Annotated in this window: 13 protein-coding genes and 1 tRNA gene; 13 read left to right on the top strand and 1 reads right to left on the bottom strand. The window is 55.8% G+C overall.

Annotated features, from left to right (window positions below):
* Positions 1-302 precede the first annotated feature (302 nt).
* A tRNA-Leu gene (locus ACR0A2_RS12840) sits at positions 303-387 on the bottom strand.
* Between the two features lie 661 nt (positions 388-1,048).
* Between ACR0A2_RS12840 and ACR0A2_RS12835 the strand changes: the two genes are divergently transcribed.
* The 13 genes from ACR0A2_RS12835 to ACR0A2_RS12775 all read left to right on the top strand — a co-directional run bounded on the left by ACR0A2_RS12835 (position 1,049) and on the right by ACR0A2_RS12775 (position 18,384).
* Complete coding sequence (locus ACR0A2_RS12835) at positions 1,049-1,642, top strand: hypothetical protein (protein WP_480835376.1); 594 nt, start codon at positions 1,049-1,051, stop codon at positions 1,640-1,642.
* Positions 1,643-1,644: 2 nt separating this feature from the next.
* Complete coding sequence (locus ACR0A2_RS12830) at positions 1,645-3,657, top strand: dynamin family protein (protein WP_480835374.1); 2,013 nt, start codon at positions 1,645-1,647, stop codon at positions 3,655-3,657.
* 8 nt (positions 3,658-3,665) lie between these two features.
* On the top strand, positions 3,666-5,417 hold the full coding sequence (locus tag ACR0A2_RS12825) for a dynamin family protein (RefSeq protein WP_480835372.1): 1,752 nt from the start codon (positions 3,666-3,668) through the stop codon (positions 5,415-5,417).
* 52 nt (positions 5,418-5,469) lie between these two features.
* Positions 5,470-5,871 carry a hypothetical protein gene (locus ACR0A2_RS12820; protein WP_480835370.1) on the top strand — a complete coding sequence of 134 codons (402 nt, stop codon included), beginning with the start codon at positions 5,470-5,472 and terminating at the stop codon, positions 5,869-5,871.
* A gap of 23 nt (positions 5,872-5,894) precedes the next feature.
* Positions 5,895-6,767: a hypothetical protein gene (locus ACR0A2_RS12815; protein ID WP_480835368.1), complete on the top strand. Its 873-nt coding sequence runs from the start codon at positions 5,895-5,897 to the stop codon at positions 6,765-6,767.
* Between the two features lie 68 nt (positions 6,768-6,835).
* The gene (locus ACR0A2_RS12810; RefSeq protein ID WP_480835366.1) at positions 6,836-8,878 is read left to right on the top strand and encodes a dynamin family protein; all 2,043 of its coding nucleotides are present in this window, start codon (positions 6,836-6,838) and stop codon (positions 8,876-8,878) included.
* Positions 8,875-10,161: a dynamin family protein gene (locus tag ACR0A2_RS12805; RefSeq protein ID WP_480618888.1), complete on the top strand. Its 1,287-nt coding sequence runs from the start codon at positions 8,875-8,877 to the stop codon at positions 10,159-10,161. The genes ACR0A2_RS12810 and ACR0A2_RS12805 overlap by 4 nt, the downstream gene beginning before the upstream one ends.
* 341 nt (positions 10,162-10,502) lie before the next feature.
* Entirely contained in the window at positions 10,503-12,689 is a 2,187-nt protein-coding gene (locus ACR0A2_RS12800) for a serine/threonine protein kinase (protein ID WP_480835364.1), read from the top strand.
* A 201-nt stretch (positions 12,690-12,890) separates the two neighbouring features.
* Positions 12,891-13,931, top strand: coding sequence for an FHA domain-containing protein (locus ACR0A2_RS12795; RefSeq protein WP_480835362.1), 1,041 nt, complete (start codon positions 12,891-12,893; stop codon positions 13,929-13,931).
* Between the two features lie 3 nt (positions 13,932-13,934).
* Positions 13,935-14,717 carry a PP2C family protein-serine/threonine phosphatase gene (locus ACR0A2_RS12790; protein ID WP_480835360.1) on the top strand — a complete coding sequence of 261 codons (783 nt, stop codon included), beginning with the start codon at positions 13,935-13,937 and terminating at the stop codon, positions 14,715-14,717.
* Between the two features lie 21 nt (positions 14,718-14,738).
* The gene (locus ACR0A2_RS12785; protein ID WP_152460271.1) at positions 14,739-16,001 is read left to right on the top strand and encodes a transporter substrate-binding domain-containing protein; all 1,263 of its coding nucleotides are present in this window, start codon (positions 14,739-14,741) and stop codon (positions 15,999-16,001) included.
* 44 nt (positions 16,002-16,045) lie between these two features.
* Positions 16,046-17,155, top strand: a complete 1,110-nt coding sequence (locus tag ACR0A2_RS12780; RefSeq protein ID WP_152460270.1) for a LysM peptidoglycan-binding domain-containing protein — start codon at positions 16,046-16,048, stop codon at positions 17,153-17,155.
* 173 nt (positions 17,156-17,328) lie between these two features.
* A complete protein-coding gene (locus ACR0A2_RS12775) occupies positions 17,329-18,384 on the top strand; it encodes a glycosyltransferase family 2 protein (RefSeq protein ID WP_480835357.1) in 1,056 nt (351 codons plus the stop codon).
* Positions 18,385-18,686 lie beyond the last annotated feature (302 nt).

The raw sequence follows: 18,686 nt of genomic DNA, 5'->3' as shown, positions 1-18,686 counted from the left end.
TTTGCTTTCTGACGGCACTGACATGTGGGACGGTGACCAGCGAAGGGCAGGGGCACGGGGGCGAGAACATCAATAATCCCGACCACTCAATCAACCCCCAAACAAGCCAATCGCGGCTGCGGAACATTGCAATCTGACGAACCCGAGATCTGCCAAAGCAGGTATGCTCCATTGGGCATTGCAGTACCCCAGTCAATTGGGTCCACCGATATGTTTGGAAAACGAAGGGCTTGAAGGTGTCCACAATCTCTGAAGACGGGCGCATTCACAGTACGCATAATGATGATTATGGTAAATTCATTTGGTGCGGGTGGAGGGACTTGAACCCCCACGCCTTGCGGCGCCAGAACCTAAATCTGGTGCGTCTACCAATTTCGCCACACCCGCAACCAAGCGCGTTTACGCTGGAATAAAGCGGTCAATAACAAAGCTTGCATCGGAGTGCGAGAGGGAAAATTCGAGGAATACAAAGTTTGTGACTTGCCGGGTTGCCTGGTTGAAAACTGCAACCTGTTTTCGGCCTGGTTGATACCGCAGGCAACGCAACGGCTGCGAAACCAGAGGCATCTGACTCCCACCTCCAACCGGTTTTCAAGCAGCTATATGATGCTGCTTTTCGGCATTTGATTCACAGGCTGATGCCCGGCACAATCAAGCCGTTCAAAAACGCGCTAACGTTGAATAGACGCCAGAACTACAGGTCGGAACTTGTGGCGCCAGACTTGGTGGAGAATCAAGGCACAACGGACCAGAGTTGGTGCAGTCTGATCCCGAAAACGGTCGCAGACTGCGTTGCTGGATCTGCCAAGGCACATAGCTTCATCCTGCAAATCCGGTGTTTTCAGTAAGGCAGAAGAACATAAATAATTGTTTTTTTTCAGAAATATGAAGCCAAAAGGTTTTCGACCTCCGAATCATTCGAATGCACCTGAAAAGACGTCGCCTTTGCCCCATTTGGCTGCGCCGACTATGCCTGCATACAAGCTTGTCTGACGTTTCAAGGTCCGATCTGCCGCATCGAAATACTCGCATCGGTTGAGGCATTCTTATGAGAGATCGACCACATTGCCGCCACAATTCAACCGCTAAAAAATCTTATTCGCGCCAAAATAACACCGCCTTGAAGGTACTTGTTGTTTGTCAGGAGTTAATGAGTCTTTTTGCCACTTTGGCGCCTGTACGAGTTTTTTTGCTCAACTCCAATACAAGGCTTTCTGCTGTGACCGATTTGAATCCCTCCGCTGCCGCCGAGCAAGAAGCCGTCTTCTTCGCTCGTGAGAGTTTCCTTGGTGAGCTCAAGACTCTGAATCGCGACCACCCGACCACAGGCTTTGGTATTTCCCTTCGAACGCATTCCGGTGAACATTACCTGCTTGCGAACGCACGCATGCCGCTGCCAGCTGCAAAATCCGAAGGTTTCCCAACCGGGCGCCGCGTTGCTTGCCTCGAGAACGGCGACCGCTTCAGCTCGATCGAAGTTCTGGCCGATTCCAAGTCGTACGAAACCATTTCACCTCGGGCCGAGGCCGAAATATTAGGCAATGCATTGGACCTGATCGCGCGGATAGACACTCTGACAAGCGTTCCGGCGGGGCGTGTTGCGCACGAACCGCAAATTGCTGCAACGGGAACCGGAGGTTAAGTATGGCGCGCAACGATCACCTTTTGTCTGTGGGCAACGAAGCACTGGCACCGATGACGGCAACCATGGCTTCACTGACGGCTCAGATTGATCAACTGACTGAGGTGGCTGATGCGCGCTCCTCGGCACGGCTGGCGACGCTCAAGACCCGGATGGAGAACTTTACCGCCAGCGTCACGATGGTGGGCCAGGTCAAGGCCGGAAAATCCTCGATCGTCAATATTCTTGCCGGGCACCCCGGCCTGCTTCCGTCAGACGTCAACCCGTGGACGTCGGTGGTTACGACCCTGAACATCAACACGCGCCCACCCGGTGATACAAAGGCCAAGTTCACGTTTTTCGAGCAGGAAGAATGGGACAACCTGATGGTCGGTGGCGGTCGTCTTGGCGAATTGGCCAATCGCGCCGGCGCTGATGACGAGATGGAAGACATCCGCCGCCAGATCGGTGAGATGAAGGCCAAGTCAGAGGAACGTCTTGGCAAACATTTCGACCTGATCCTAGGTCAAAGCCATCAGTATGATCATTTCGATGAGGAACTGATTCAGCGTTATGTTTGCCTGGGCGATGAAGACGATCCCGATATTGACCCCAAAACGGGCCGGTTTGCTGATGTTACCAAATCAGCCGAGCTGTATATGGACATTCCGCAATACCCCATCGCGCTGAAACTGTGCGACACGCCGGGTGTGAACGATACGTTCATGGTGCGTGAACAAATCACTCTGCGCAGCCTACGCGGATCCGAAGTCTGCGTTGTGGTGTTGGCGGCAAGCCAGGCCCTGACGACAATGGACATGGCCCTGATGCGCATTATCGCGCAGTTCGAGAACCGGCAGATCATCCTGTTCGTCAACCGGATCGACGAGCTGTCCGATCCTGTGAACCAGGTTCCAGAGATCCGTGACCGCATTCAGGACACGCTGAAACAGAACAATATCGACACAAATACCAGCGTCGTTTTTGGCAGCGCATTATGGGCCGAAGCGGCGTTGACAGGGAACCCGGATATTCTGACAGAAGAGTCGCGCCAGGCCTTGAATACGTTCTACCTGGCCGCCGGCTTCGGTGATCAGGCGGCCTCGCTCGACAAAATCTGGGCGCTGTCCGGTCTGCCCGATCTGCTGCTGGCCATGAATGAGCGCATTGCAGAAGGTGCCGGAGCGCGCCTGATAGACCGCGTCCGCCATCGGGCGCGTAACATTGCCAGTCAGATCCGCGCGACTGCGGTTGCCAAGAATCTGTCCGAAGGCGAAGGCGTTGCACGGGATCTTGACGGCGTATCGCCCGAAGAGGCGATAAACACGGTGTCAGCCGAATACGAAAAGAAAGCCGCCGAATTGACAAATGCGCTGCGCGACAAAGTGTTGGAGCGTCTGAAGTCAGCAGAGGACAATTTCGTCAAACGCGCAACGGACTCTCTGATCGCGCATCTTGAAAAAAATGGCGAACAAGGCACGTGGCAATACGATCCCGCGGGCTTGCGGACGCTGCAAAAGGCTGCCTATTTCAGTTTCGCCCGCGCCATGCGAAAGGATGCAGGGGCGTTGTACGCAACCGCTGCTGCGGACGTCGAAGCGCTTTATCACAAGATACTCGGCAACCATCTGGGCGAATTCAGCATCGAAGCGCCCATTGTTCCCCGTGTTCCGCCGCCTCTCGGCATCGGCCGGACGATCGCACTGGACTTGCAAAGCACCTGGTGGCGACGTTGGTGGCAACGCCGAAAGGGGTTTGAGGCATATGCGGCGGATTACACGCGGCTGATCGCGTCCGAGGCAAACTCGATCACCAAGGATATCGAGGAAAACCAGATCGCGGCGGTTCTGGAAAACGTCCGCGCGATCCTGACGGATTTCCTGCGCGAGCAGAAGGAAACCCTGCTGAGCATCTCGTCTTCTGCCGACAAGAACCCGGGTCAGACTGCGGCGGCGATGGCGGGCTTGCAGCCACAGAAATCCAAGGACGAGATTTTGGGTGACATACTGAAAGATCTAAGCAACGAAGCGGCATAAGTAGAAAAATGGCAAAAGATACACAAACACGCTTTGTTTCTCCGAAGGCATGGGAACGCATCGAGCAGTGGTCCCGTCGCAAACCGGTTTTCGCCCTGATGGGCGAGTTCAGCGCCGGTAAATCCACGTTGATGAACTTTTTGCTGCGAACGCAGACCTTGCCGACGCAGGTGACGGCAACCCAGTTGCCACCGGTCTGGTTTAGCTGGGGCAATCAAGCGCCCTATATAAAACGCCATGACGGAAGCACTGAACTGATCGAGCTGGATCAGCTTGAAACCGTTGGCGTCAATGACGCACAGTTCATCCGCATCTTCCTTGAGGCCGATATTCTGGAGGCTGTCGACCTGATCGACACACCCGGCATTTCGGACCCCAAGATCTCGACGGATGTGTGGCAACGCGCGGTGGGTCAGGCAAACGGCGTTTTGTGGTGTACCCACGCGACACAAGCCTGGCGCGAAACCGAACGCGCGACATGGGTTTCCCTACCCGAGAGGTTGCAACACAACTCTTTGCTTTTGGTGACGCGGGCAGATGCCCTGAGCCTCAAAGACCGTCAAAAAGTACTGCGCCGCGTTAACCGCGAAGCTGGTCACCTGTTCAATCGGTCCATTCTGTTCTCGGCCCGCGACGCAATCACTGCCCGGGACAAGACAGGCGATGCCGAGATGTGGTCGCGCAGCGGCGGAGGCAAGATGATCGACAGTTTCCTGGAGATCACAGAACAGATTATGGACAACCGTGCCGATCAGCTGGCTCGATACCAGATCGACAAGAGCCAGGCCGACGCACCCAAAGTCAAACCTTTGCGCCCTGCCCGTTCATCAAACGAGCCGACAGCCAGAGACGAAGCCGCACCCTTGAGGTTGGTGAACCCATTGGAGGCCGCCGGGCAATCGAACGCTGTAGGAGAAACAGTTGTAACCAGCTTCCCGGTACGACCTGCCCGGGTCGAGCGGCGCTCGGATGAGGCCGAGCGGGTTCGGATCGATGCGGAGGAGGCTGAACGGCTGCGCGCAGAGATGACGGCAGAGCCGGTTCCGCTGCCCGTTGAACCCGACACAAGCGATGATCTGCGTTCCTTTTTCAAGGACACCTCGAACGACCCGCTGGAATTGACGAATGTCGCGGGCCTTGAGGATGACGAAGACGAATTCGAGCTGTCCGTTGACGCCGATCTGGAGGACGCATTGGATGACGACACGGGCGCTCTGGATGATGCTGAAATCAGCCCCGCGCCTCTTGCGGCTGTTGACAATTCCGATGATGTGCTTGCCTCGCTGAACACGTCAATGCAAGAGAACCCGATAGTGCCGGATGGCGAAGAAGAGGAATCCGAGCAGGCCGATTTGGTTGAAGATCGCGGCATAGAAGTTTCTGTATCCTCGATTACGGCATTGATGGCCGCGCAAACCGGCAACACTGCGGATGAGTATGAGCCGGAACCCGAAACCAGCGGTTTGATCGAAGCGGCCACCACCGAACAGGTTGACGCAGTTGAAAGAAGCGTTGCCACGCTGAGTGGCCTGCCCGAAGTCGCGGTCGGATCGCCTCTCAGCGCGTCGGATATGTGGCAGGAGGTTTCGAGAAATGAAGACCTGCCGCAGGATGCAGAAGGGTTGAAGAACGTATTCAAGGCCTTTCTGGCCGAGTTCGATCAGATCGCCATTGAACACAACGAAAGGCAAACCAAAGAGGCACTTCGATCCATTCCGAAAGCCAAAGAAAATAGCGGCGCTGAATGGCATGTGTTGTAAGGGTGTCCGAATCGAAGTAGTGAGAAACTAATAAATGAAAACAATGGATTAGATGTCTATTCAAACCGCACTGAACTCCGCCATGGAAACGATACCCGACTGTATAGCAGCCGGGTATATCGACATGGAGACAGGGATGCTTTTGGGCAGCTCTGTTTCAGATCCCGACTGCGCGGATTCGTTGGATGTTTTGGCGGTGGCTGTGGCCAATCTGTTTCAGGGGCGCGGGGTTGCAGCCTTTGAAGCGCTCTTGCGTCAGGCTGGCAGAGCAGACGAAGAAAACGCTGGCTTTGGGGAAGTCGCCGTTTTTTCCAAGGACAGGCTAAACATCTTTCTGCGGACCAAGGAATATCCTGATCATGTGGTCTGCTATATCTGCCGCAACAGTGCGAATGTCGGACTGGCGCTTACCAAATCACATCTCAGTCTGGGGCCGGTTGCGGCTGCGGTTTGAACGGGACCAGAGGGGGTCACGGCATGATGGACACGGACATTCTCGACCTGCTTGAAGATATCAGGCGGACCTCGGTCGCACGGCTGTCTCCGACCGTGAGGATCGCAGGAGAAACAGCGGCCGCGCGTCGTTCTGCGGTATTGCGGGCAATCCGCGGCACAGTATTGCCACGCCGGTTGGAATTCACTGCCGCAAACGGGGATTGTCTGGCAATCGAGGTGAACAGCTCCCGGATCACCGATGTTTTCAAGGTACCGGCAGGTGAGATTCCGGACTTTGAAACGGAATCACGCGCCGAATTGATTAAGAAGCTGGCTGGATTGGTGTCGGAGATCTCCGCATCGCCTGCTCCGCTTGACTTGACGTCGGGCAGACCGGACACAGCGCTTGAAGTGGATGAGGTAGGTATCACCTTCAGCGAAATCGAGAAAGCCTGCGCCGCCATCGAGCTTCCGTCCGAGCCTATTGTTTCCGTCGTCCCGAGTGCTGAGAAACCTGTTGATGACTCTCTGCCCGCCGAGGCAACACCCGATGCAGCGAAAACACTTGCCCAACGTTTTTTTGAAGCGTCGAGCCGCTTCGCCTCGGGTCGTGTGTTTGTGGGCAGTTCGGACGAAGCCGCACCCCTTTTGGAAGGCGTTTGCAAGCCATCTGAGCCGATGCATCCCGACCAAGACACGCTGGCCCGTTTTGTGGCTGATCTTGCCGGCTGGGATGGCGACTCTCATCAAAAGAGTGAAGACCCGCAGTTGATTGTCATGCGGCCATCGGGCGGGAAAGGGGCCGGTCTGGCCGTTTTGAGTGACGGTGGTCAGATCGCGGTCGCCATCCACGAAGCCCGCAAACTGGGGGCGGTCGTCAACCTGTGGACCTCTTTGCAGGAGGCCGAAAAATGATTGCCTTCGTTGAATTCAAATTTTCGACTACTTCAATCTGTTTTTTATTGTAACCAGGGTAATGAGTAATGAGTGAAACACATCGTCGCGAACTTATTCGCATAGCAGAAGAAATGAACGGGGCAAGCAATGATGAAACGCGCCAGTTCATTTCGCGCATCATTGGTGATCTTAGCAATCTTAAACCATCAATTGCGTTTGTCGGCCAAATCAAGGCTGGAAAATCGCGTCTGATCAACGGCTTCACCGGTCAAGCCGAGTATTTGCCTTCGGATGTAAACCCCTGGACAACTGTTATCACCGATATGCATTTCGGGCACCCGTCCGGCAGGACCCAAGGTGCCGAATTCCATTTCTTCGACAATTACCAATGGCAATCGCTGATCGCCGAAGGTGAAGAACTGCGCAACATGTTTCCCGATGACGAGGACAGTTACAAGCGCGAGATGATCGAAGAACAGGTCGAGGCCATGAAGGTCCGGGCGCGTCGACGTCTGGGTGACAGCTATGAACAGCTGCTGGGCCAACAGCACGATCTGGACGAACTGACGTCAGATGACCTGGCCAGATATGTCTGTGCCGGGGATGATCCGTCCGAGGACGGGGCTTTGGATCCGGGCAGTGATCGCGGGCTTTACAGCGACATCACCCGCAAGGCCGAGGTCTATTTTGACCTGGGCCATTTTCCGTTTCCGCTGACGGTCACCGACACGCCCGGCGTGAATGACCCCCTGCTGATCCGCGAAGAAATTTCGCGACAGTATCTGAAGGAATCCGATTTCTTTGTGGTGGTACTGTCCGCGCATCAGGCATTGTCGCGCGCGGATCTGAAATTGTTCCGGTTGATGCAAGCGCTGGAACTTGGGCAGATCGTCGTCTTCATCAACCGTGTGGATGAACTGGGCGGCGGCGCCGAAGACGCGGCCAAGGTTCGTCTGGATGTGTTGGACGGGTTGGAAAAGGCGCTCGGCAACTCGAACATCGATGTCCTGATGGGCAGCGCGCAATGGGCGCATTATGCTCTGACCGGTGATGAAACAGGGGTGAACCACGACCACGTTCTGGCATGGCTGCGCGCCCACCCGGAACAGATGCAGCAATATCTCAACGGTGTGGCCGAGATCAAACAAGGCCCGGGACCGATCAGCCGCGAAGCGGTTCTGCGCTTTGCCGCAATGATCGCCTCGGGCCTGCCCGATCTGCGCCGTCATGTCACTCAGGCTTTGACGGACGGACCGATCAACGAACAGTTGCGGATGGCCTGGCAACATCTCGACAGCTTCGCACGCGGAGAGCTTGAGCGCTCTCAGGTTCGTTTGCGGGCGCTGCAAGATGAAGACGGCTCGGATGTTCGAAATGCCGATGAAAGCGACAAGACACTTGGCGACCTGCGCAAGCTGATTGCTGAAAAAACGCAGGAGATCACGCGTGACATGGATGATGTCCTGTCGAATCTGCGCGGTGTCATGGATGACACTGTCTCGGAATCAGTGGCTATCGTTGTGCGCGGACCGGACGGCCAGTCGCCTCTGCTGGCAAAGGGCGGAGAGACCGAACTCAATTTTACACCATTGCGCGAGCGTATGCGTGAACTGGTACAGGGGGCGTCGCAAGTTGTTCGGCAGCGCATGCTCAGCGAGCTTTACGCGATCGACATGCATTGCAATGCCGCCTTGCGGGCATTGCCGGGATGGCAAGAGCCGGTCGACAATCGCATGAACACCAGTGCTGTACGTTGGTTCCGGCCGGACACCACCGCCCTGACCCGTGGCATTACCGTTGAATTGCGTGTAAACTGGCTGTCGCGTCTGATCTCTCGCAATAGCGTTGTGGCGCGTGCAGAACGGCTGATCGTGCAGGAATTCGAACTGATCGGGGATGACCTGATCGACACGACCCGCGACGATCTGTTGGAACGGCTGAATACGGTTCTGGACCACTATATGGCCCTTCTGGCCGGTCATCTTGAACACCGGTCCAACTCAGGAGAACTGAACGCCCAGGCGGAAGCGCAAGGTGCATTCGACAAGGCGCGTCGCATTGCAGCCGAGTTGGAGACGGTTTTTGGAACACCCGATGCGGATGAAAGACAAGCAGAGGCTGCGGAATGATTGAATTTCCCGGAACTGAAAAGGAAGTACGCCAACTGGAGCGCTTCCTGACCGCAACTGAAAACCTGACGCCTGACGAGGCGTTGGAGGATATGCGTGCGCGGGCTCTGTCCCACGCTGAACGTCTGTCAAACGCGGTCAATATCGGTTTCGCCGGGGAATTCGGCGCAGGCAAGTCAAGTCTGGCGAACATGCTGGCTGGCGCGGACATTCTGCCAACTGGCCCGCAGCATCTGAAATTGCCGCTGGTGATCGTCGCCTACGCGGATGCGCCCGAAACGACTGTCGGTTGGTGGAACAGAGAACCAAAGACCTATTCCGGCATAGTGCTGGAAAAAGCGGCCGAGGAACAGCCCGATTTCATATCGGTCGGCATCAATACACCGGCTCTCAAGGAAATATCACTGTTTGATCTTCCGGGCTCGGGTGCTCTGGATGATACCTACAAGCCGACTTTGGATCTGCTGAAATTCGTCGATTGTGCCATCTGGTGCACAAATGGAACCAATGCCTGGCGCGAGACCGAGCGCCACTTGTGGTCTCAGGTACCCCCCGAACTGAGGGCCAACAGCCTGCTTGCCGTAACACATGCCGATCTGCCACCTGTGCAGGGTGCCCTGGACCGCGTCCTTGCGCGCCTGAACAAAGAAAAAGAAGGAATGTTCCGCGCCGTTGTCCCAATTGGTACGCCGGTCGCCGTGCGTGCCATGGCGCAAGAGCCCGAGCCCGACTTTGCGCTTTGGGAAACCTGCGGCGGGCAGAACCTTGCGGAACACGTGCTGGAAGCGGCATCCGACCGGCGCCGTGGCGATCTCGAGGCTGCGCGGAAAGATTTGCAACAGGACTTCCTGCCCTATCTTGAGGCGCTGAAGGGCGCAGAGCCAGAGCCTGTTTCGAATGACACCACATCGATGCAGTCAACGCTTGGGTCTGCCCTGCCCCCGTTGAACAATCCCATTCTCGAGGACTGGCTGGCCGCAATAACAAGCATCTATGAAGATCTACGTGAAACCTCTGACATCGAACCGGCCGCGTTTCTTAACAGCTGTCAGGAGATCGTCGAAGATTTTGCGGAACGGCTGGAACAAGGTGGCGAAATCGACCCCGAAGCTGATTGGATTCCCGCAGAATTTGAAAAGGCGACAGATTTGCTTTTGTTGCTGCAATTCGAAAGCGGGGACGCACCATTGAAGGACGCAATCAGCATTCTGGCGCAGCTGGGCGACAACCTTGCTTGGGCTGGAAGCACGGTCGCAGCGGCGCATCCGAAAACCGGAACCTGACGCTTTCCCGTCAAGATTGAGCTGCATTGCAGCGATTCGAAGGGCCGAGGAATCGGCCCTTTATTGTTTCGAATTCGTGGACCAACACGCTTGATTTCGGGTTTAAGCTTTCAATCAGCCCATATTCATTGTCTATATATTGCCTTATAGGCACCGCTAGGCACAACATAAGCCATCATGCGAAAAACGATCCATAGTGAAGCCATCAGGCGGCCCCAATAAAGTCAAATTTGAAACGTCTAACCGTTCTCAAGTGTCCTGCGGTTGTTTTTGGTTGTGAGTTCGTGGGCTGTCGGCCCGGTTTTTCTAAGCCGCAAAATGAATAGAACGGGCGGATTGAAATGAGCCACAACCAGGCTGTCGGCGCGACGCACGACGAACCGAAAATTGAAGGATTGCAGCCAGGCGCAAAGCTGTTGCGCGGGCAGTATGAAATCCTCCGCTATCTCAGCAACGGCGGATTTGGGATCACTTACCTGGCGCGCGACAGCCTGGAGCGCGACGTCGTGATCAAAGAGTGCTTCCCCGGAGCGCTGTGCCGCCGCAACGGTGATCTGGTCGAACCAAACGACCCGTCCTTCAAGGACGACCTGCGCTCGATCATTGACCTCTTTATTCAGGAGGCACGCAATCATGCGCGTCTGGTACATCCCAATATCGTAGATGTGCATCAGGTGTTCGAAGACAATGACACCGCATATATCGCAATGGACCTGATCCGTGGGTGCGACCTGCTGGATTACGTGGAAAACCCGGAGAATGACGGTGGCCCTGATTTCATCGTTCAGGTCACCGAAAAAATGCTGTCCGCGGTGTCTTTCATTCACCAGAGCGGCATGTTGCATCGGGACATTTCGCCGGACAACATTCTGATTGATGAGAACGGAGACCCCGTCCTGATCGATTTTGGCGCCGCACGCGAGCAAGCGGCGAACAAATCGGCAGCATTGCTAACCCTGCGCGTCATCAAGGATGGATACTCTCCGCACGAATTCTATGTGCGGGGCGCGGATCAAGGGCCCAGCAGCGACCTATATGTTCTGGCCGCCACGCTTTATCACGCAATCAGCGGTGAACGCCCCATCGACGGCCAGAGCCGCCTGAACGCGTTCAACAACGGGCAGGATGACCCCTACACGCCATTGACCGGTCGTTTCGAAGGATACCCAGACGGGTTCCTCGAGGCGATTGACAAGGCGATGGAAGTTCACGCCACGGATCGTCTTCAATCTGCATTGGATTGGTTGCGCATGTTCCGCGGCCCCGGCGTCATGTTCGACACATTCGCCTATCGGCCCGTGTCCGTGATTGTCGGAATGGATCGCAAAGATAAAGAGGAAGAAAAGGCCCGGATCAAGGCCGAAAGCGAGAACGCCGAAGCCGTAGTTACGGCCCTGCTGGCCGGAAACTCGGACATCGTTCTTGGCAACGAAGACAAAAAAGATGTCGATCTTACCAAAATCTCTAAGAAAGAGGAAACCCCGGTCGCTGTCGATACAGTGGTTCAGAGCGGGTCCGGCGGCAGCGGCAAGCTGATTGCGGGCGCGGCTGTTGTTGCAGTTGCGTTGGCCGCGGGTGGTTTCTTTGCGATGTCCGGCGACAAGACGGAAGACCAGGCAGAAACACCGGTCGCGCAGCCCGCGGCAGACATACAATCCGCCGAGACAGAGGCGCCCGTTACAGATCCTTCTGTCACAGAGGCCACCGATCCCGAACCCGAAGTGGCCATCGCACCCGAACCCAAGCCGGAAGAGCCTGTCGAGCAGGCACAACCAGTACCTGCGGAGCCAGCTGCCACAGAAACAGCCTCCGCAGACACTGAACGTTCCGAAGTTCCGGCACAGTCGGAAGAAGCGTCTGATGTTGCAGCAGTGTCTGAGATCGAGACACCTGCGACTGATGCAATTGCCAACGCCGGTGTTCCGGCGGAACAGCAGGTGGCTTTTGCGCATTGGGATGTCGATATCCCCTTCCAGACATCCCGCCGCCGTGGCTCGACCGGAGCCACGATCGCAGTTACGGGGGTGGACGCCAATCAGGACATGAGCGTGATCGGCGATTGGGTACAGCGTGGCGCTGTCATCTATACCCTGAATGGCAGCCCGGTTCGTCAGGATGTTCCTTTTGCGGCTCAGGTTCTGGATAACCTGAAGGTTGACGCCGATGGGTACACAAGGGTTGCTGCCCGCTATCGCCCGCTGGGTCAGACCCGGGCGCAAAATGGTCTGTTGGCCCTTCCCGCCATACGATCCGTTGGTTTGGAAAATGGTTACACCTTTACCGTTAGCGCCGAAGGTAATAGCGGATGGCAAACCACGGTGAACGCAGTTCCGGCCGACGCGGCAGGAAGCCTGCAAAAAGACGATGTCCTGCTGAATGAAAGCCATTCCGGCGTCACATTTGACGGCTCGGAAAGCCTTGATGAGATGCTGGCCGCACTCGTTTCAAGCGAGCAGCCCGAGGCAAATCTGACAGTGTTGCGCAATGGGGCCGAGACGGTCGCAATCATGCAGCTTGCACAGGAGTAATCTGACCGGTTCAAAAGTGATCTGCCAGTGTGTGTTTGCTGAGGGTGGTATCAAGGTTTGCCACCCTGGCGGGAACCGGCCCGCCGCAGAATGTACCAGTTCCCTTGGGTATCCATTGAGTGGCTCTGCGCTGACGTGCAGGGAACAGTAGCAGCTTACGACGCGGCTTATCTGCGTCACTAACTTGAAGGTGTCGACACCATGTTCAAATACAAAAGCCCTCTGAGCCGGCTTCTCGAAGGTGCCGGCAAATCCAAAGAAGAAGACGTTGCCGAGAAACCGGCCGCAGTAGACGGCGCCGTAAGCGAAGAAGAAAAGCAGGAACCCATTGCGGATTTCAACGCTTTGCGCGCCGCCCTGGCCGGTGGAAACATGACATCCGAATCCTATGAGGAAACGGATGAACTGATCCCCGAAGAAAAGATGCCCGAGTTCGACGAAGCCGAGCCGGAGGCAGTGACCGACCCCGAGGAGTCGATCTTCGCCGAAGACAGTTCGGAAGAAGAAGACAATTTGGAAGAGGACGACGCTCCGAAAAACGTTCTGGTGGAAGAGCATGTCGAAGAACTGGTTGAGGTCGAGCAGGTTGTCACCCTGCATGTGACGGAAACACCCGCCGAGACTTCGCCAGAGGAAGCAACGGCCGAGGTCGTGTCCGAACCTGCCGAACCGGAAGTCGGCGAGGTTGAGGTTGCCGAAGCTCCGGCCCCAGAAGCAAAGCGGGTCGAAGAGACCGCTGAGCCGGTGATTGAGCAGGTTGCACCAGCCCCCGCCCCGGTCGAGGATCGCCGTTCACGGGTCAAGACGACATTTCTGGGATTTGAGCGCGCCGATACGCATGTTCAGGACCTGATCGAATCCTCCGAACCCGTAGCGAAAGCAGAAGCGGCGCAAGAGACGTTCCCGGTGGGCTGGCTGGTCGTAACAGCCGGTCCGGGACGGGGGTCAAGCATTACGCTGACCGAAGGCCTGATGCAAATCGGGCGCAACGATGACCAGGCCATCCAATTGGATTTCGGCGATACCGGCATTTCGCGCTCGAACCATGCAGTCATCGCCTATGACCCCGAAGACCGGAAGTGTTACTTGGGCCATGGCGGCAAGGCCAATCTTGTACGTCTGAACGGCAAACCCGTTCTCAGCACCGTGGCCCTGTCCAGCGGAGACCTGATCCGCATCAGCGAAACCTCGATCCGGTTCATGGCCTTCTGTGACGACGGTTTTGATTGGCGGGATTCCTGATTAATGCTGGCAACTCCGGCATATGATGTTGCGCTGATCCTGAACCAGGGTCAGCGGGAAACGCAGGAAGACGCGATTGCGGCCCGCATGTTTGACGCGTCGGACGCGGGCTATGTTGTGATTGCGGACGGTATGGGTGGCCATGAGGCGGGTGAAATAGCTTCGGAAATGGTAGTGGCCGCTTGGCGCGACGCGCTGGACGCAGAACTTGAGGCAGAAACCCTGAACGAAGGATCCGCGATAGATGCGCTTCCTTTGGCCGCCATGCAAGCTAATGCCGCGATCGCCAACTACACCGAGGCCCGGGGCCAGGGGTTCAACATGGGATCGACCATGTTGGGTGTCCTTCTTCTGGGGCGGCGTGTGTTCTGGATTTCGATCGGCGACAGCCCTCTTTACCTGTTTCGAGATGGAGCGTTGACGCAGGTCAACGAAGACCACTCGATGGCACCCGTGATTGCGTCGAAAGTGGCTTCGGGAGAGATCACCGAAGCAGAGGCCCGGGAAATGGACCGCAATCAATTGACGTCCGTGGTTACGGGCGGGGCCATTCCCAAAGTGGATTGCCCGGAAGATCCGTTGATCGTGTCGCCCGCCGATGTCCTGATCCTTGGAAGTGATGGGTTGCAGTATATCAGCGACGCCGAAATTCAGGACATTCTGCGGGATCACCAACAGGGTCTGGCACAAGACATAGCCGAAGCATTGCTGACGGCCGTGCAGGCCAAGGGTGACCCGGATCAGGACAATATTTCTATCGCAGTGGCGAAACTTACAAGAACCTAAACAGGCAAAGCAACAGGACCCATGAAAAAGCACTTACTCATATCAAGCCTTGCCCTTGCTGCCGCCACGGGCGCGGCATCTGCGCAAGAGGCGTGTTCAAGTTATGAAATTCAACGCGGCGATAGCTTACGGGAATTGGCAATCGAAGTGTATGCGACCGAAGACTTTCGCATCATTTTCGACGCGAACCGGGATGTTATCGGTTCCAACCCCAATATTATCCGCGTCGGCGACGTTCTGGAACTGCCCTGTCTGGAAGATGTCGGGCGCGCTCCGGTGCTGGCTGATACCGAGGCAGAGCGGCTGGCTGCGGAAATGGCGGCTGAACTGGTAAAAGCCGCAGAAGAACGCGCTGAAAAAGCTGTGGCCGAAGCAGAAGCACGTGTTGCCGCAGCGGAAGCCGAGGCAAAGAAAGCGAGTGAAGACGCGGTCGTTGCAGCACGGGCTGCTGCCAAGGAAGAGATCGAAGCCGCCCGCGCCGAAGCTGCCGCTTTGATCCGGAATGCCGGAACGGGTGAACGGCCCGAGATTCGGGATCGTCAATTGCTGTTGATCACCGGTGGGAACTACGCTCCGTTTACCGATGAATCTCTGCCCAATCGGGGGCTTTATACCCATCTGGTTGAGACAGCGATGTTTCGTGCGGCTCCCGAACAGGCCTACAAGATTCAGTTCGTGAATGACTGGTCATCCCATCTGGACCTGTTGATGCCGACACTCGCATTTGATGCCACCTTCCCCTGGTCGCGCCCCAATTGCGAAGAGGCCGTCGCACTGTCGGAAGATGATCGCAACCGGTGCGAGACCTACAATTTCTCAAACCCGTTCTACGAGGTTGTGGATACGTTCTTCGCCCGGGAAGGTTCCGGCTATGAAGAGACATTGACCTATGCCGACTTTGCCGGTGCAACGATCTGCCGGCCGGAAGGTTGGTCCCTGTCTCACATGGACGCGGTAAGCCTGTACGAACCGGTCATCAAACTTCTGCGCCCAACGTCACCGGATGATTGCTTTCACGCTCTGATGGAAGGCACCGCAGATATCGTTGCCATCGAAGCACATCTGGCAGCCGAGGCAATAGATCGGCTTGGGTACAAGCACCGGATTATCGAAAACCCCAACCTTGCGGCCATCAAGTCGCTTAACGTCATGACCCACAAAGATAATCCTGATGGGGAAGCGATCCTTGAGACGCTGAATCAGGGTCTGGCAATCATGCAGCAATCGGGCGAATGGCGCGACATCGTGTCAACCGCCCTGCGTCATCAAATGGAAAATGGATAAGGCCCCGATCTGGCCTGACAAACTAAAGTCTGGAGGAAGTGGACATGTTTAACGAGAAGATAAAGAAGGTAGCGCTTTCAGCAACCGCAATCACCGCGCTGAGTGCGGGCGCCGCTGCGGCGCAGGAAGCTTGTACCAACTATACCGTCCAAGACGGCGACACCATGGCGACCATTGCAATCGCAGCCTACGGCACGTCGAACTATCAGCCGATCTTCAACGCGAACCGGAACGAAATCACCAACCCCAACGCTCTGGAGCCAGGTCTGGTTCTGGCCCTTCCCTGTGAAGACGGCAGCCTGCCCAATGGTCAGAGCGCGCAGGAAATCATCGCAGCTGAAGAACAACGTGCGGCCAGCGTCAAACGTTCGAGCGTCTACCAGCCGCCGATCAAGCTGGTGACCGGCAATGGCTGGGCACCTTTCGCAGATGAATCGCTGAACGGTGGCGGAGCAATCACCCGTCTGGGCACCACGGCTTTGCAGCGTGGCGGCAACGCGCGCGACTATTCCGTAAGCTTCGTGGATGACTGGAACTCGCACCTGGAAACTCTTCTGCCTCTTGGCGCCTTTGACGTGTCCATGGCGTGGAACATGCCGGATTGCACCAACCGCACTTACGAATGGTCCTGGGAAACCGAGGTGCGCTGCACACAGTTCGATTCATCTGTTCCGGTCTACGACATTGTCGTCGGGTTCTACACCATTCCGGAAAGCCAGTATGCGAATGCGACAACCTTTGAAGAACTGAAGGGCGCCACCATCTGCCGTATGGATGGCTGGTTCATCCATGATCTGGAACAGGAAGGTCTGCACAATGGTGAAACCATTACGCTGATGCAGCCGATCACCGCACGTGAATGCCTGGACGCGGTCCTTACCGGCACCGCAGATGTTGCAACTTTTGAAGTTCAGCTGTTCTCGGACACAATGGTTGAAATGGGACTGAACCAGAACGACCTGGTTGAGAACCCGTACGTGACCTCGCTTTCCTCGCTGCGCTTTATCAGCCACCGCAGCAATCCGTTCGGCAAGCAATACCTGGCGATGTTGAACAAAGGCCTGAACGAGATGCGCGAAACCGGGGAATGGTATGCGATCGTCTCCGACACGCTGCGCGAGCACAACGAAAAACTGATGGCAGCTTCGAACTGATCCCTCGGTTCAGCTGAAACTTTGGGGCCGGTTCTTCAATCGGCCCCTTTTTTGTCAGCGTCAAACACGAGGTTTTTCAGAATGACAAATTTTGGCCTCTTATCTGCTTCATAACAGCCTCAAATACGCAGCACCTTCTAACCCAAAGCACGATCATCATTCAATTGATGCCAATGAAAGAGCGTGATTTGCATATGATACAGGGCGCCTTCGATATTCAGAATAGCTCACCGTCGTCCACGACCAGATCGGATTTGGACGTTGCAGTGATCTTGCCCTGCTACAACGAGGCCGTCGCCATAGGTGAAACCGTTCGGCAATTCCGCGCGGCCCTGCCCGACGCGACGATATACGTATATGACAACAATTCCACCGACGACTCGGTCAGGGTCGCGCTTGAGGCAGGCGCGCGGGTGTATTCTGAAACATACCAGGGCAAAGGCAACGTGGTCCGTCGAATGTTTGCCGACGTTGATGCGGATGTCTACGTTATGGCGGACGGGGATGCGACCTATGACAGCGCGGCGGCGCCGGAATTGATCGACCTGCTCGTTTCGCAGAATCTGGATATGGTCAACGGCGCCCGGGTGAATGAAGAAACCGAAGCCTATCGGCGCGGCCACAAATTTGGCAACGCGTTGTTCAGTTGGCTTGTGAAATTCTTCTTCAACAGCAAAATCAACGACCTGCTTTCGGGTTACCGCGTTTTCAGCAGACGCTTTGTCAAAAGCTTCCCCGCGGTATCAAACGGGTTCGAGATTGAAACAGAGCTGACAGTTCATGCGATGCAGATGCGCATGCCAATCGGTGAGGTGCAAACAAGATATTCGTCACGCCTGCCGGATTCGAACTCCAAGCTGGCAACGTTTTCTGACGGGTGGCGGATTCTCAAAATGATCGGCTTGTTGATCAAGGATGAAAAGCCCGTTGCGTTTTTCCTGTCATTGGCCGTGTTGATGTTTTTGCCTTCGCTCTTTGTGTTTGTATCCGTATTCCGGGAATTTTTGGAAACAGGGCTTGTCGATAGAATTCCGTCTGTCGTCGTCGCCGTATCCGGTTTTGTTGCGACAATGCTGTCCATCGTCTGTGCTTTGATTTTGGAATCTCTGGCTCTTGCCCGGAGGGAAGCACGTCGTCTTTCATATTTGCAGCACAAAGGTGTCGCAGCGTCAGGCGTTGACCAAATCAAGCCATCGCTTGTCGAGCCTCAAACCCGTCGATTTGGCTGATTAAAATCAACCTCCAGTTCAATGCTAGGAAAATGAACGGCCTGTTCGCGCGTAAGCGTCTGAACACGCTGGTTTGTTCAAGGATTTGGTGAACCAGATACGCAAATGGCCAGCACCCCAAATGCTGGCCATTTTTCTGAGTGAGTGATATAGCCCTGAGGCCTCACCAGTGAAATTCTTTGTCCCCGAATACCTAACGCGGACTGAAATCCGGCGCTATTGGGGGAATCCCGTAAATCTTGGATTTTTTCCAAAAATCAGGATCTTTCGATCCTTGCTGACCGCGCTGTTCGCAGTTTCAG

Source organism: Ruegeria sp. H8 (assembly GCF_056532905.1).
The sequence above is the reverse complement of the archived record's forward strand: the minus strand, read 5'-3'. Positions and strand labels throughout refer to the sequence as shown.

Bases quoted from the DNA above. Each gene is read 5' to 3' on its own strand.
- ACR0A2_RS12835 (WP_480835376.1), top strand. From the start codon at position 1,049: ATGAGAGATCGACCACATTGCCGCCACAATTCAACCGCTAAAAAATCT.
- ACR0A2_RS12830 (WP_480835374.1), top strand. From the start codon at position 1,645: ATGGCGCGCAACGATCACCTTTTGTCTGTGGGCAACGAAGCACTGGCA.
- ACR0A2_RS12825 (WP_480835372.1), top strand. From the start codon at position 3,666: ATGGCAAAAGATACACAAACACGCTTTGTTTCTCCGAAGGCATGGGAA.
- ACR0A2_RS12820 (WP_480835370.1), top strand. From the start codon at position 5,470: ATGTCTATTCAAACCGCACTGAACTCCGCCATGGAAACGATACCCGAC.
- ACR0A2_RS12815 (WP_480835368.1), top strand. From the start codon at position 5,895: ATGATGGACACGGACATTCTCGACCTGCTTGAAGATATCAGGCGGACC.
- ACR0A2_RS12810 (WP_480835366.1), top strand. From the start codon at position 6,836: ATGAGTGAAACACATCGTCGCGAACTTATTCGCATAGCAGAAGAAATG.
- ACR0A2_RS12805 (WP_480618888.1), top strand. From the start codon at position 8,875: ATGATTGAATTTCCCGGAACTGAAAAGGAAGTACGCCAACTGGAGCGC.
- ACR0A2_RS12800 (WP_480835364.1), top strand. From the start codon at position 10,503: ATGAGCCACAACCAGGCTGTCGGCGCGACGCACGACGAACCGAAAATT.
- ACR0A2_RS12795 (WP_480835362.1), top strand. From the start codon at position 12,891: ATGTTCAAATACAAAAGCCCTCTGAGCCGGCTTCTCGAAGGTGCCGGC.
- ACR0A2_RS12790 (WP_480835360.1), top strand. From the start codon at position 13,935: ATGCTGGCAACTCCGGCATATGATGTTGCGCTGATCCTGAACCAGGGT.
- ACR0A2_RS12785 (WP_152460271.1), top strand. From the start codon at position 14,739: ATGAAAAAGCACTTACTCATATCAAGCCTTGCCCTTGCTGCCGCCACG.
- ACR0A2_RS12780 (WP_152460270.1), top strand. From the start codon at position 16,046: ATGTTTAACGAGAAGATAAAGAAGGTAGCGCTTTCAGCAACCGCAATC.
- ACR0A2_RS12775 (WP_480835357.1), top strand. From the start codon at position 17,329: ATGAAAGAGCGTGATTTGCATATGATACAGGGCGCCTTCGATATTCAG.